Below are 12,849 nucleotides of genomic sequence, written 5' to 3'. Positions count from 1 at the left end.
GGCAAGGGCACAAAGAAAAACTTGGTGGTTTCGCGCAGGGCCAACCATTCCTTTGCGTCCTTTCTTTTGCCTTTGCGCCTTTGCGTTGGCCTCTAGTTTCCGGCAGCCATGCGCCGCTTCGCCCAGCTCTATGCCGCGCTCGACGACACGCGCGCCACGCTGGTCAAGCTCGCGGCGATGCATCGCTACTTCGCGACGACGCCGCCCGAGGACGCGGCCTGGGGGCTGTTCTTCCTGCTCGGCAATCGCCTGAAGCGCGTCATCCCGTCGAGCCGCCTGCGCACCTGGCTCGGTGAAGCCACGGCGCTTCCGGATCGCGTGATCGAGGAGAGCTACGCGCACGTCGGCGACCTGGGCGAGACCATCGCGCTGCTGTTCGATCGCGACGATCGACACGAACCCGCCGAGGACCTGCCGCTGCATGTCTGCGTCGAGCGCCTGCAGGCGCTCCAGAACAGCGACGAGACAGCGCAGCGCGAATTCGTGACGCAGCAATGGCGGGAGCTGCCGTTCCTCGAGTGCCTGCTGTTCAACAAGCTGCTCACCGGCTCGCTGCGCGTCGGTGTATCTGCGGGACTCGCGGCGCGCGCGCTGGCCGAGCACGCCGGCATCGACACGCCGCTGATGCAGGCGCGCCTGATGGGTGACTGGAAGCCCGGTGTCGAGAACTTCGCGACCCTGCTCGCACGCGACGCCAGCAGCCGGCCGGTTTCGCAGCCCTATCCGTTCTGCCTCGCCTCTCCGCTGGAGGATGCGCCCGCCAGCCTCGGCGACCCGGCGGATTTCCTCGTCGAGTGGAAATGGGACGGCATCCGCGGCCAGCTCATCCGCCGCGAAGGCCAGACCTTCCTGTGGTCGCGCGGCGAGGAACTGCTCGATGGCCGCTTCCCGGAAATCGAAGCAGCAGCCGCATCGCTTCCCGACGGCACCGTGCTCGACGGCGAGGTGCTGGCGTGGAACGCGCAGGGCGTGATGCCGTTCGCCGTGCTGCAGAAGCGCATCGGCCGCAAGACGCTGGGCAAGAAAGTGCTGGCCGATGCACCGGTGGTGTTTCGCGCCTACGACCTGATCGAGTGGCAGGGTGAGGACTGGCGCACGCGGCCCTTGTCCGAACGGCGTGACCAACTCGAGCGCCTGCTGGCCGGCGCCGACCCGGCTGCGGCTTTGCAACTTTCCGACGTGGTGCGCGCAGCGGACTGGAGCGACCTGGCGCTGCTGCGCGAGACCGCACGCGAGCGCGGTGTCGAGGGACTGATGCTCAAGCGGCTGGACACGGCCTATCTGGCCGGACGCAAGCGCGGGAGCTGGTGGAAGTGGAAAGTGGGCGCGCTCACGGTCGACACGGTGCTGCTCTACGCGCAGTCCGGTCATGGGCGCCGCTCGAACCTGTACACCGACTACACGCTCGCGGTGCGCGACGGCGAGGCGCTGGTGCCGGTCGCCAAGGCGTATTCCGGCCTGACCGACGAAGAACTCAACCAGATGGACCGCTGGATCCGTGCGCACACGCTCGAGAAGTTCGGGCCCGTGCGCAGCGTCGAGGCGCTGCAGGTCTTCGAGATCGCGTTCGAAGGCATACAGGCCAGTTCCCGACACAAGGCCGGCGTCGCATTGCGCTTTCCGCGCATCGCGAGATGGCGGCGGGACAAGGCGGTGGCGGATATCGACACGCTGGATGATCTGAAGAAGCTGCTTCCGTCCCCGTAGCCCGGGTGAAACCCGGGGCTTTTTCTCGGAGCCGGGAGACGATCCCGGGTTTCAACCGGGCTACTGCCTCATCCCTTCCGGCCGATACGGAACGACGGCCAAGCGCAGATCCAGCGTCCATCGCCGCGAGCCATCCACTCGCGGATGCGGGATCAGGGTCAGCGCGCGTCGCCCCAGGCGTGCAGGCGGAACATCGGCGATCGGATTGAACTTCGCGTCCAGCGGCGGCACGCGATATTCGTTCGGCGGGTTCGTCACTTCCCAGTCCAGGTTCACCGGATCGGAGAAGCGGCCATCGGTTCCGCGTCGGTAGACCTGCTGCGCCGAGATCAGCGTGTTGACCTTGAACGTGTCGAGTTCGAGCGTGTACAGCAGCGGCGTGCCGCCCAGCGCGGGCTCCACGCCGATATCGAACATCTCCGTCTTGTGCCGCACGAACGGAATGTCGAGCTCGACACGACGCTGCTTCAGGCTCAGCTCGCGCGTCTGGCGCACGCGCCCCTTGTCGTCGGTGACGAACCGCTGGCCGGACCCGGGCGCGCGCGGCTGCTCGTCGTCGCTGAACACTACGCGCATCGGCAGGCCGACGACGGGCATCTTGGCCTCGTCCACCACGGTGATCAGCAGATCCAAGGTGTCGGCGCGTGCCGCGCCGGCAGCGCCGGCGACGAACGGGAACACCTGCAGCAGCCGCAACCACCAGCTTCGCGTGTTCATCGTCATGGCGACGCGATGCCGAGTTCGCGCAGCTCGGTGTCGTCCGCGCGCACGTCGTAGAGGTAGTAGCGCCCGGTGTCGGCGTCCTTGCCTCGGGCGAACACGATGAACCGGTGGGGATTGAGCACGCAGTCGACGACGCGGGCTTCGCGCGCCGCCAGCTGCTCGACGACCCGCTCGGCCACGTGCTGCGCGCTCGCGTCGATGTAGATGGCCGCCGACGGATCGCTGCGGTACGTGATGCCGAGCAGCGTGCCGTCGGCGGTGAGCAGCGGGCTGGCGCCATCGGCGTGTTCGCGCGCCGCGATCACGCGCGGATCCTCGGCGTCGTCGAGATCGACGAGCCACATCGCGTCGCTGCCCTCGTACTTGCCGATCGCGTGAAGGTGATTGCCGAGGAGGCGATTCGGCAACGGTGCGAGCGCCTCGGGACCGCTCGCGGGCCGCAACCGCTGCAGGCGACGCCACCGCTTCTTCTGCCGGCGACCTTCGAGGACGAAACCCTGCAATTCACCGTCGACGATGCCCCAGCCGAATCGCAGGTCGTAGTCGGCGATCTCGGTCGCGAAATGGCGGATCGGCGCCTGCGCCTTCACTTCGCGTTCGAGCTTGCCGCTGTAGAGATCGAACTTGAACACCGAGGGATATTCCTCGCCGTCCTCGACCAGTAGCAGCTTCACGGCCTTGAGATCGCGCGGCATCCAGTCGAGCACCCGCGGTCGCGTGCGCTCGTCGCCGCCCGCACGCGCGCCCTGCAGGACGACCTTGGAGTCGCTGCCATCCGGGTTCACCGCGACCAGGCGCGTCAGGTCCTGAATCGCACCGTCCTTGCGCGCCGATGCGTGGTAGCCGCACAGCAGCCGCTCACTGTTGACCCAGCCGCACCAGTCGACGCTGTAGCCCTCGTCCTTGCCGTGATCCAGCACCGGGCTGACGTCGTCGTCGCGCTCCAGGTCCAGCAGTTCGAGCACGCGCCGTCCGCCTTGCTGCGCGAAGAACGCGACATAGCGCCCGTCCGGCGACAGGGCGGGGTCGGACATGCGCGGCAGCGTGGAGGCGCTGCCGGCAGACGGAGGAGCAGCGGTCGAGAGCGTCACGGTCGTCGAGAGCAGCAGCAAGGCCCAGAGGCGATGTCCGATCATGCGCTGGACTCCGGCGCGGATGAAGGCGTTGCGCATCATTCGTCCGCGCGCGCCGCGCGTAAAGCCGGCGCCAGGACGCTAGCCGTAACCGCGCATCCGCAGCCGCCAGAGACCGTCGACGGCGTACAGCGCCAGCGCCGCCCAGATGCAGCCGAAGCCGATGAGCTGGTCGTGCGAGAACGCCTCGCCGAACAGGAACACACCGATCAGCAGCTGCAACGTCGGGCCGATGTACTGGATCACGCCGACCAGCGACAGCGGGATGCGCCGCGCACCGTAGGCGAACCAGATCAGCGGCATCGCCGTGGCCAGACCCGCGAGCACCATCAGCACATCCTCGCGCAGGCCCACGTGCCCGAACGCACCGACACCGGCCCACTCGGACCAGATCAGGTATCCCAGCGCCGGCAGGAACATGATCAGGCTCTCCACGCCCAGGCCCGGAATCGATTCCACCGACGCCTGCTTGCGGATCAGCCCGTACAGCCCGAACGAGCTGGCCAGGGTCAGCGCGATCCAGGGCGGCCGTCCGACGCTCCACGTCAGCCACGCGACGCCGCACGCGGCCAGTGCCACCGAACACCACTGGCGCGTGTTGAGACGTTCCTGCAGCACGGCCACGCCGAGCAGCACGTTCACCAGCGGGTTGATGAAGTAGCCGAGCGAGGACTCCACGACGTAGCCATGGTTGACCGCCCAGATGTAGAGCACCCAGTTCACGCTGATCAGCACGCTGCTGGCGCAGAGCATCGGCACGGCGCGCGGCCGCGACAGCGTCGCACGCAGCCAGCCCGCGCCATTGCGCCAGAGCAGGAAGCCGACGACGAACAGCGTGCACCACGCGATGCGGTGCGCCGTGATCTGCAGCGACGGCACCTCGTGAAGCTGGCGCCAGTACAGCGGAAACAGCCCCCAGACCACGAACGTGGCCACCGTCGCGACGAACCCGCGACGGAATTCGTCGGCAGGCGCGTTCGGCAGGGGCGCGGGCGGTGGCGTGGACATCGTTGCGAAGAGGACGGCAAATACGCGAAAGGCCGCGCAGTCTGCGCCGCGTCCGCGGGCTTGGAAAGCACCGCGGCGGACCCACATCTTCGATCTGACCGCATCCCCACTGCGTCATGCACGGTGCCTCGGCAACCCCCGATCTGGCTGACATCGAGCGCCTGTTCGCAGCGCGCGGCTGGCGGGTGTTCGACTACCAGCGCAAGGTCTGGCAGGCGCAGGCCCGCGGCGAATCCGGGTTGATCCACGCACCCACCGGCACCGGCAAGACGCTGGCCGCGTGGCTCGGCCTGCTGATCGATCCGGCACGCCGCGACGAAGGACTGTCGGTGCTGTGGATCACCCCGATGCGTGCACTGGCCGCCGACACGCAGGCCGGCCTGCAGGCGAGCTGCACGGATCTCGGCCTGGACTGGAACGTGGAGCTGCGCACCGGCGACACCTCGTCGCACGTGCGCACACGCCAGCGCCGGAATCTGCCGAACGCGCTGGTCACCACGCCCGAATCCGCCTCGCTGCTGCTCAGCTACGCGGACCTGGTCCCCGCGTTCTCGAACCTGCAGGCCATCGTCGTCGACGAGTGGCACGAACTGCTCGGGACCAAGCGCGGCGTGCAGACCGAACTCGTGCTGTCACGGCTGCGCGCGCTGTCGCCGGGCCTGCGCACCTGGGGCGTATCGGCCACGCTCGGCAATCTCGACGAGGCGATGCGAGCCCTGCTCGGTCCGAAGAAAACGGGCCGCTGCATCTCGGCGGACCTGGCGAAGGACATCCGCATCGACACGCTGTTGCCGGACGTCGCCGAACGCTTTCCCTGGGGCGGCCACATGGGCTTGAGCCAGGCGCCGCGCGTCATCGAGGCGATTCGTGCCGCGAGCACGTCGCTGATCTTCACCAACACGCGCAACCAGGCCGAGCGCTGGTACGAGGAACTCGCGAAGGCCGATCCGCCGTTGAAGCTCGCGCTGCATCACGGCTCGCTCGACGCGGCGCTGCGCGCGACCGCCGAAGACGGTCTCAAGCAGGGCACGCTCGACGCCGTCGTTGCGACGAGCAGCCTGGACCTGGGCGTCGACTTCACGCCGGTGGACCAGGTGATCCAGATCGGCGGGCCCAAGGGCATCGCACGACTCATGCAGCGCGCCGGGCGCAGCGGGCATCGGCCGGGACAGTTGAGCCGCGTGGTCTGCGTGCCGACGCAGGCCATGGAGATCGCGGAGTTCGCCGCCGCACGCGAGGCCGCGGCGCGCGGGAACACGGAATCGCGCCGGCCGCTGACGCACTCGCTCGACGTGCTCGCGCAACATCTGGTGACGCTCGCGCTGACGCGTTCGGTCGGCGCTGACGACGTGCGTCGCGAAATCGCCTCGACGCATGCGTACGCGGATCTGGCCGACACGGACTGGAACTGGGTGCTCGACTTCGTCATGCACGGCGGCAGCGCGCTGGCCGCCTACCCGCAGTACCACAAGGTCGTCGAGGACCAGGACGGCCTGCTGCACGTGCCGGACGCGACGATCGCGCGCCGCCATCGCATGAGCATCGGCACGATCACGGCCAACCCGCTCGTGCGTATCGCGTTCGTGCATGGCGCCAGCCTTGGCAGCCTGGAGGAGAGCTTCGCGTCACGTCTGAAGCCCGGCGACAGCTTCGTGTTCGCTGGCCGCCGGCTGACGCTGGTGCGCATCAAGGACATGACCGCGCAGGTCAAGGCCGGCGGCAAGGGCACGCTGATCACCCGCTGGGACGGCGGCAAGATGCCGATGTCGTCCGAACTCGCCGAGGACCTGCTGCGGCTGTTCTCCGGCTTCGAGGCCGGTTCCGGCGCGCTGCGCGCGTTGTCGCCGCTAACCGAGCAGGACTCGGCCGGCGAGCGCAACGCGCTGGCGCCGCTGCTGTCGATCCAGTCGCGCTGGTCCTCGCTGCCGCTACCGGGCGCGCTGCTGGTCGAGCGCACCCGCTCGCGCGAAGGCGATCACCTGTTCATGTTCCCGTTCGCCGGCCGCTCCGTGCACGAAGGGCTCTCTGCGTTGATCGCCTATCGCCTGTCGCGCAAACAGCAGGCGAGCTTCGTGTTCTCGGTGAACGACTACGGCTTCGAACTGATGGCGCGCGAACTGCCCGAGCTGGACGAGGACGAGATCCGCGCGCTGTTCTCGCCGGTGGACCTCGATGCCGATCTGGTCGCCAGCATCAACGCCTCCGAGATGGCGCGCCGCCGCTTTCGTGAGATCGCGCGCATCTCGGGCCTGGTCTTCGAAGGCCATCCGGGCGCGCGCAAGACGATGCGCCAGGTCCAGGCCTCGGCCGGCCTGATCTTCGACACGCTGGAGCGCTACGACCCCGGGAATCTGCTCACCAAACAGGCGCTGCGCGAGGCGCTCGATCACCTGCTCGATGCGTCGCGATTGCGCGAGACCGCACAGCGGCTGCACGCCGCGCAGGTCACGCTGAATATCACCGAGCGCTTCACGCCGATGGCCTTTCCGCTGTGGGCCACGCGCGTGTCGTCGAACCAGTTGTCATCGGAAGACTGGCGCACGCGCGTCGAACGCATGCTCGACGTGCTGGAACGCGCGGCCGGCGGCACGCGCGGTCCGCCGCTCGACGTGTTCCCGCTCGCCAGCGACGCGGCGGGCCCGAAGCCGGCCACGACGGACACGAAGAAGAAGCGCGCGCGTCGGCCGCGGCGTCCACGCATGTCCAGCTTCCTGCGTCCGCTTTCGTAGACTCCCGGCACGATGCGCATCGAACTCTGCGGCGAGACGCTGGAACTGCACGCCGATCGCGCGCTGCACTGGCCACGACGGCGCACGTTGATCGTCGCCGACGTGCACCTGGGCAAGGGCGCTGCGTTCCGCCGCGCGGGCCTGGCCATTCCGAGCGGCGACACGCGCCGCGATCTTGCGCGGCTCGATGCGCTGATCGCCGCGTTTTCGCCCGAGCGCCTGCTGGTACTGGGCGACCTGTTCCACGCACCGCTGCTGGAATCCGAGAGCTGGTTCGCGGACGTCGACCGCTTTCGCGCACGCCACGTCTCGCTTGCCTTGGAAGTGCTGCGCGGCAACCACGACCGCGTGCTGCATCGCGTGCCGCCAGGTTGGCGTATCGACTGGCATGAAGGCGCGCGGCATGAGCCCCCGTTCGTGTTCGCCCACGAGCCGCGCGACGACGATCGTGGCTACGGCATGGCCGGACACCTGCACCCGGTGCTGACGCTGCGCTCGTCGACGGATCGGCTGCGCATGCCGGTGTTCTGGTTGCGCGAACGTCATGCGGTGCTGCCCAGCTTTGGGGGCTTCACGGGTGGATACGGGATCACGCCCGGGCCTGATGAGCGCGTGTACGCCGTCACGCCGGACGGCGTGATGGAGATTCCGGAAACCCGGACGCGGAAAGGCAGTCCGTAGCCCGGACGAAGTCCGGGATTCCCCTCGAATACGGAGCGCAACCCCGGACTTCGTCCGGGCTACGCGGATTTTTAAAGCGACTTGGCGGCGAACGTATCGCAGCGATTCGGATCGCCGCTCTCGAAGCCCGCGCGGAACCAGCGCACGCGCTGCACCGACGTGCCATGCGAGAACGCGTCCGGCACGACACGTCCCTGCGACTGCTTCTGCAGGCGGTCGTCGCCGATCGCGCTGGCGGTGTTCATCGCCTCCTCGACATCGCCATCTTCGAGCCACTGGTGCTTGGCCTGGGCCACGTTGGCCCAGACACCCGCATAGCAATCCGCCTGCAGTTCCTGGCGGACCAGCAGACCGCCGTCGCCCTGCACATCCTGGCCGCGCTGCCGCGCTTCGTTGACCTTGGCGGAGACGCCGAGCAGCGTCTGCACGTGATGTCCGACCTCGTGCGCGATCACATAGGCGTAGGCGAAATCGCCGCCGCCGCCGAGGCGCGCCTTCATCTCCTCGAAGAAGCTCAGATCGATGTAGACCTGCTGATCGCCCGGGCAATAGAACGGGCCGGAAGCCGAACTCGCGCCGCCGCAGGCGGTGTCGACACCGCCGGAGAACAGCACGAGCTTGGGTTGCTGATAGTTGCGCCCGGAGGCCTGGAAGATCGGTCCCCAGGCATCTTCGGTCTCGCCGAGGATCACGCCGACGAACTCCGCCGTCTCGTCACCGGCCGGCGGTGCGTGGCCTTCCTGTTGCTGGACCGCTCCGCCGCCTCCGCCCTGCATCTGATCGACGAGACCCAGCATCTCGAGCGGGTTCTTGCCCAGGATCAGGCTGATCACGACGACGATCGCGATACCGCCCAGTCCGAGTCCGCCACCGCCGAGTCCACCACCCCGGCGCCCGCCGCCACCGCTGCCTCGAACATCCACGACGTTGTCGCTGCGACGTCCGACTTTCCAGCGCATATCCCTCTCCTGGTGATGGCCCTGCGAGTGTAGCCCGGACGAAGTCCGGGGCTTTTCTCATTGGTCGAGGTGAACCCCGGACTGCGTCCGGGCTACGCGGTCGACGCTTTCCTTACCGAGCCCTCGGGACCCGCAAGGAAATCCGCAGCGAACGCGGCGTAGCGGTTCTGCTCGACCGCCTCGCGGATGCGGCGCATGACGCCCTGGTAGTAATGCAGGTTGTGGATCGTGTTCAGGCGCGGCCCGAGCATCTCGTTGCAGCGGTCGAGGTGATGCAGATAAGCGCGCGAGTAGCGCGTGCAGGTGTGGCAGTCGCAGTTCGGATCGAGCGGACCGGGGTCCTCGCGATGCTGCGCGTTGCGAAGCTTGACCACGCCCTGCGACGTGAACAGGTGGCCGTTGCGTGCATTTCGCGTCGGCATCACGCAGTCGAACATGTCGATGCCGCGGCCGACCGCCTGCACCAGGTCACGCGGCGTGCCCACGCCCATCAGGTAGTGCGGCTTGTCGGCCGGCAGCTTCGTGCCGATGGCATCGAGCACGTGCAGCCGCTCGGCCTCGGTTTCGCCGACCGACAGTCCGCCCAGCGCGTAGCCGTCGAAGCCGATCTCGGTGAGCCGCTGCAGCGACTCGGTCCGCAGGTCTTCGAGCATGCCGCCCTGGACGATGCCGAACAGCGCGGCGCGATCGCCCGCAGGCGCGCCCGAACGCGGAGCGGCGTCCGACAGCGCGTCGTGCGCGGTCCTGCAGCGCGCGCCCCAGCGCGCGCTCATCTCCATCGACTTGCGCACCTGCTTCTCGGTGGCCGGATGCGGCGTGCACTCGTCGAACTGCATGACGATGTCGGAACCCAGCGCGTGCTGGATCTCGATGGCGCGCTCCGGCGTGAGCATCACGCGATCGCCATTGATGGGCGATGCGAACTTCACGCCCTCCTCGGTGATCTTGCGCAGGCCCGACAGGCTCCAGACCTGGAAGCCGCCGGAATCCGTGAGGATCGGGCCGTCCCAGTCCATGAACTTGTGCAGCCCGCCCAGCGCGCGCATGGCATCGGCGCCCGGCCGCAACATCAGGTGGAACGTGTTGCCGAGCAGGATCTGCGCACCGGTGGCGCGGACCTCCGCGGGGCTCAGGCCCTTGACGGTGCCGTAGGTACCCACCGGCATGAACGCCGGCGTCTCGACCGCGCCGCGCGCGAACACGAGGCGGCCGCGGCGGGCGGGACCATCCGTCGAAAGGAGCTGAAACTGCACGCGGGTCGGGAGCAATGGACAGGGCGGGCGCGGATTGTCAGGCTCGCCGCGGCATCAATCCAGCCTGGGAGACGTCTCGATGCGCTTCGCTCACGTGTCACCACGAACCGTGAGGTTCTGGGCGTGGATCGACACCAGCGTCATCGTGCTGGCCCTGCCGATCACGGCCAAGGCCTTCCTGGCGCTGATCTACGGCCTTAACGGCCTGCTCGGCTTCGACGCCGAAGTCCCCGCATTCGGCGCGATCCAGATGTTCTTCGTGAACCTGGCCGGGATGCTGGTGGCGGTCTGGGCGATCGCGCGGCTGGTGCATCCCATCGGCCTGCTCGCCTTCATCGACGCCATCGGGCGCAGCGCCGTGGCGATGCTGATCGCCTGGTACGCGCTCGTCGAGAACGCGCCGCAGGCGCTCTGGTTGTTCGTGTTCACCGAAGGTGCCGGTGCGGTGGCGCAGCTGCGCGCCTGTCTGCGCGAGCCGGCGCCCACGGGCGCGACGCTGCATTGAGACAGGCCTGATCGCGGCTGTTACATTCGACTGGAGATGGAGCAGAACGAAGCCAGTCCGGACCCCACGGATGCGCTGATCGCGCGTCTGTATCGCAATGCGCTCGCGATTCCGCCGGAAAGCTTCCGCGCCTGGGCACTCGAACAGGTCGCCCAGCTCATTCCCTGCGATGGCGCCCTGTGGGGCAGCGGCGTGGCCGCCGAGATGCGCTTCCACACGGTCACCGTCAGTGGACTGCCGTCCGATTTCCCGCAGCGCCTGCAGGCGACGGTTCCGGTGAATCCGCTGCCCGCGCGCATCCTGGCGCAGCTCGGCCGTCCGGTGGACATGGAGGACGTGATGCCCGATCGCGAATTCCACGCCTCCGAGATCTATCGCAGGGCGTTCGAGCCCTACGGCATCGAGCGCATCCTGGCGACCGGTCATCGTGACGAACGCAGCGGGCTTTATTCGCTGGTGACGCTGTACCGCCGCGACGCCAAGGCACGCTTCACCGCCATCGAGAAGAAGCGGCAGCAGCACATCACGTTTCATCTCTTCAACGCGGCCTCGCACAGTTTCTTCCTGCACCTGCTGCGCCACACCGACCGTGTCGTGGGTCGGGGCGCGGCGGTCATCGACGCGCACGGACTCTTCCACGAGGCGCAGCCTCGATTCTTCGATCTGCTCGAGGAATCGTTCCCCGAGCGCCCGCGCGAATCGGCCCTGCCGTTTCCGTTGCCGGCCGCCGGAGAGACTGCCGCACGCGGAAAGCTCGTCGTGCGCTGCGAGGCGCTCGGCGACCTGTTCATGGTGCAGATCTGGAAAGCCGGTCCGCTGGACCGCCTCACCGCCCGCGAGCGCGAGATCGTCATGGCGGTGTCGCAGGGGCTGTCGTTCAAGCAGGCGGCGCGCAAGATCGGGGTGGCACCGTCCACGGTGGCGAATCACCTGTATCGCGTGTATCGCAAGCTCGGCGTGAGCAGTCGCACGGAGCTGGCGACGATGGTGCATCCGGGGGCTTGATTCGCTCGCCGCGCGCGGACGAATGCCGCGCTGCCGATTGCGCCGCGTGAGTCGGGGTTTTCACCGCAAAGGCGCAAAGGAAAAAGAGAGAACGCAAAGGTCTTCTTATTCCTGTTTTTCCTCTGCGACCTTTCTTTTTCCTTTGCGCCTTTGCGGTTGATGACTCGCTAGGCGCACGCGGCGCGGTCCACTCACGCCCGGTGATACGGATGATTCGCCGTGAGGCTCCACGCACGGTAAAGCTGCTCGGCGATCAGCACCCGCACCAGCGCGTGCGGCAACGTCAGCTTCGACAGCGACCAGCGCTCGTCCGCGGATTTCTGCACCTCGGCGGAATGGCCGTCCGGGCCACCCACCAGCAGCGACACGTCGCGGCCGTTCTGCATCCAGGCCTTCAGGCGGGTGGCGAGATCGGGGCTTGTCCACGCCGCGCCGCGTTCGTCGAGCATCACGCGATGAGTGTCGCGCGAGCGCTCCAGCAACTTCTCGCCTTCCGCGTTCTTCGCGCGTTCGAGATCCGCGTTCTTGCCGCGTACGGCCAGCGGCAACTCGACCAGTTCCAGCTTCAGCTCGCGCGGCAGGCGCTCGGCGTAATCCTCGAAGCCCGCCGTGACCCAGGCCGGCATGCGAGTGCCGACCGCGATCAGCCGCAATTTCACCCGACCGCAGCCGTCTGCGTGTCGACCTCGCGCATGTCCCAGAGCTTCTCGAGCTGGTAGAACGCGCGCGCCTGCACCTGCATGACGTGCACGACCGCGTAGCCCAGGTCGACGAGCACCCATTCGGACTCGTCCATGCCTTCCATGCCGAGCGGCCGGAAACCGGCTTCCTTGCACTTCTCGGCCACGGCCTGCGCGATGGATTTCACGTGCCGGTTCGACGTGCCGGTGCAGATGATCATCGTGTCGGTGATCGTCGTCAGGCCCTGGACGTTGAGAACCGTGATGTCCTTGGCCTTCAGGTCGTCGAGTGCAGCCAGCGACAGCGCGATGATCGGGTGCGGCAACTCGGCTGGCTTGGCAGCAGCCTTCGCAGGCGCCTTGGGCTTGGCGGCAGCCTTCGGCTTTGCAGCAGCTTTCGGTTTCGCGGCGGCCTTGGGCTTGGCAGCAGCCTTGGGTTTCGCGGCTCCGGATGCGGCGGCAGAAG

At 67.9% G+C, this 12,849-nt stretch carries 12 protein-coding genes; 5 read left to right on the top strand and 7 right to left on the bottom strand.

Translation table 11 applies throughout. The annotated features are described in order from the left end of the window. Positions 1-108 precede the first annotated feature (108 nt). On the top strand, positions 109-1,707 hold the full coding sequence (locus DFR24_RS23550; RefSeq protein WP_133883922.1) for an ATP-dependent DNA ligase: 1,599 nt from the start codon (positions 109-111) through the stop codon (positions 1,705-1,707). Positions 1,708-1,767: 60 nt separating this feature from the next. Here the strand turns inward: DFR24_RS23550 and DFR24_RS23545 are convergent, their stop codons facing one another. From DFR24_RS23545 to rarD, 3 genes are all read right to left on the bottom strand, one after another. Next, a complete protein-coding gene (locus DFR24_RS23545; protein ID WP_133883921.1) occupies positions 1,768-2,430 on the bottom strand; it encodes a hypothetical protein in 663 nt (220 codons plus the stop codon). After that, positions 2,427-3,566: a hypothetical protein gene (locus DFR24_RS23540; RefSeq protein ID WP_133883920.1), complete on the bottom strand. Its 1,140-nt coding sequence runs from the start codon at positions 3,564-3,566 to the stop codon at positions 2,427-2,429. The genes DFR24_RS23545 and DFR24_RS23540 overlap by 4 nt, the downstream gene beginning before the upstream one ends. 78 nt (positions 3,567-3,644) lie before the next feature. Further along, entirely contained in the window at positions 3,645-4,571 is a 927-nt protein-coding gene (rarD, locus tag DFR24_RS23535; protein WP_133883919.1) for an EamA family transporter RarD, read from the bottom strand. Positions 4,572-4,687: 116 nt separating this feature from the next. Between rarD and DFR24_RS23530 the strand changes: the two genes are divergently transcribed. Together DFR24_RS23530 and pdeM are read left to right on the top strand one after the other, a co-directional pair. After that, the gene (locus tag DFR24_RS23530) at positions 4,688-7,300 is read left to right on the top strand and encodes a ligase-associated DNA damage response DEXH box helicase (RefSeq protein WP_133883918.1); all 2,613 of its coding nucleotides are present in this window, start codon (positions 4,688-4,690) and stop codon (positions 7,298-7,300) included. A gap of 12 nt (positions 7,301-7,312) precedes the next feature. Beyond that, entirely contained in the window at positions 7,313-7,981 is a 669-nt protein-coding gene (gene pdeM, locus DFR24_RS23525) for a ligase-associated DNA damage response endonuclease PdeM (RefSeq protein ID WP_133883917.1), read from the top strand. Positions 7,982-8,052: 71 nt separating this feature from the next. Here pdeM and ypfJ read toward each other — a convergent pair whose 3' ends face one another. Together ypfJ and tgt are read right to left on the bottom strand one after the other, a co-directional pair. Further along, positions 8,053-8,940, bottom strand: coding sequence for a KPN_02809 family neutral zinc metallopeptidase (ypfJ, locus tag DFR24_RS23520; RefSeq protein ID WP_133883916.1), 888 nt, complete (start codon positions 8,938-8,940; stop codon positions 8,053-8,055). Positions 8,941-9,032: 92 nt separating this feature from the next. After that, positions 9,033-10,193 carry a tRNA guanosine(34) transglycosylase Tgt gene (tgt, locus tag DFR24_RS23515; RefSeq protein WP_133883915.1) on the bottom strand — a complete coding sequence of 387 codons (1,161 nt, stop codon included), beginning with the start codon at positions 10,191-10,193 and terminating at the stop codon, positions 9,033-9,035. 79 nt (positions 10,194-10,272) lie between these two features. On the opposite strand from tgt, the gene DFR24_RS23510 reads away from it, so the two are divergent. Together DFR24_RS23510 and DFR24_RS23505 are read left to right on the top strand one after the other, a co-directional pair. After that, on the top strand, positions 10,273-10,698 hold the full coding sequence (locus tag DFR24_RS23510; protein WP_133883914.1) for a hypothetical protein: 426 nt from the start codon (positions 10,273-10,275) through the stop codon (positions 10,696-10,698). 36 nt (positions 10,699-10,734) lie between these two features. Next, positions 10,735-11,703: a helix-turn-helix transcriptional regulator gene (locus DFR24_RS23505; protein WP_133883913.1), complete on the top strand. Its 969-nt coding sequence runs from the start codon at positions 10,735-10,737 to the stop codon at positions 11,701-11,703. Between the two features lie 191 nt (positions 11,704-11,894). On the opposite strand, the gene rlmH is transcribed toward DFR24_RS23505, so the two are convergent. Both rlmH and rsfS read right to left on the bottom strand, forming a co-directional pair. Beyond that, positions 11,895-12,362 (bottom strand): 23S rRNA (pseudouridine(1915)-N(3))-methyltransferase RlmH, encoded by a 468-nt coding sequence (gene rlmH, locus DFR24_RS23500; protein WP_133883912.1) that lies wholly within the window; start codon positions 12,360-12,362, stop codon positions 11,895-11,897. After that, a complete protein-coding gene (rsfS, locus tag DFR24_RS25065) occupies positions 12,359-12,697 on the bottom strand; it encodes a ribosome silencing factor (protein ID WP_133884020.1) in 339 nt (112 codons plus the stop codon). Before rsfS ends, rlmH begins: the two co-directional genes overlap by 4 nt. Positions 12,698-12,849: the final 152 nt, after the last annotated feature.

Origin of the sequence: Panacagrimonas perspica (assembly GCF_004364935.1) — a bacterium.
Lineage (GTDB): Bacteria > Pseudomonadota > Gammaproteobacteria > Nevskiales > Nevskiaceae > Panacagrimonas > Panacagrimonas perspica.
This window is presented reverse-complemented; position numbering and strand designations above follow the sequence as displayed.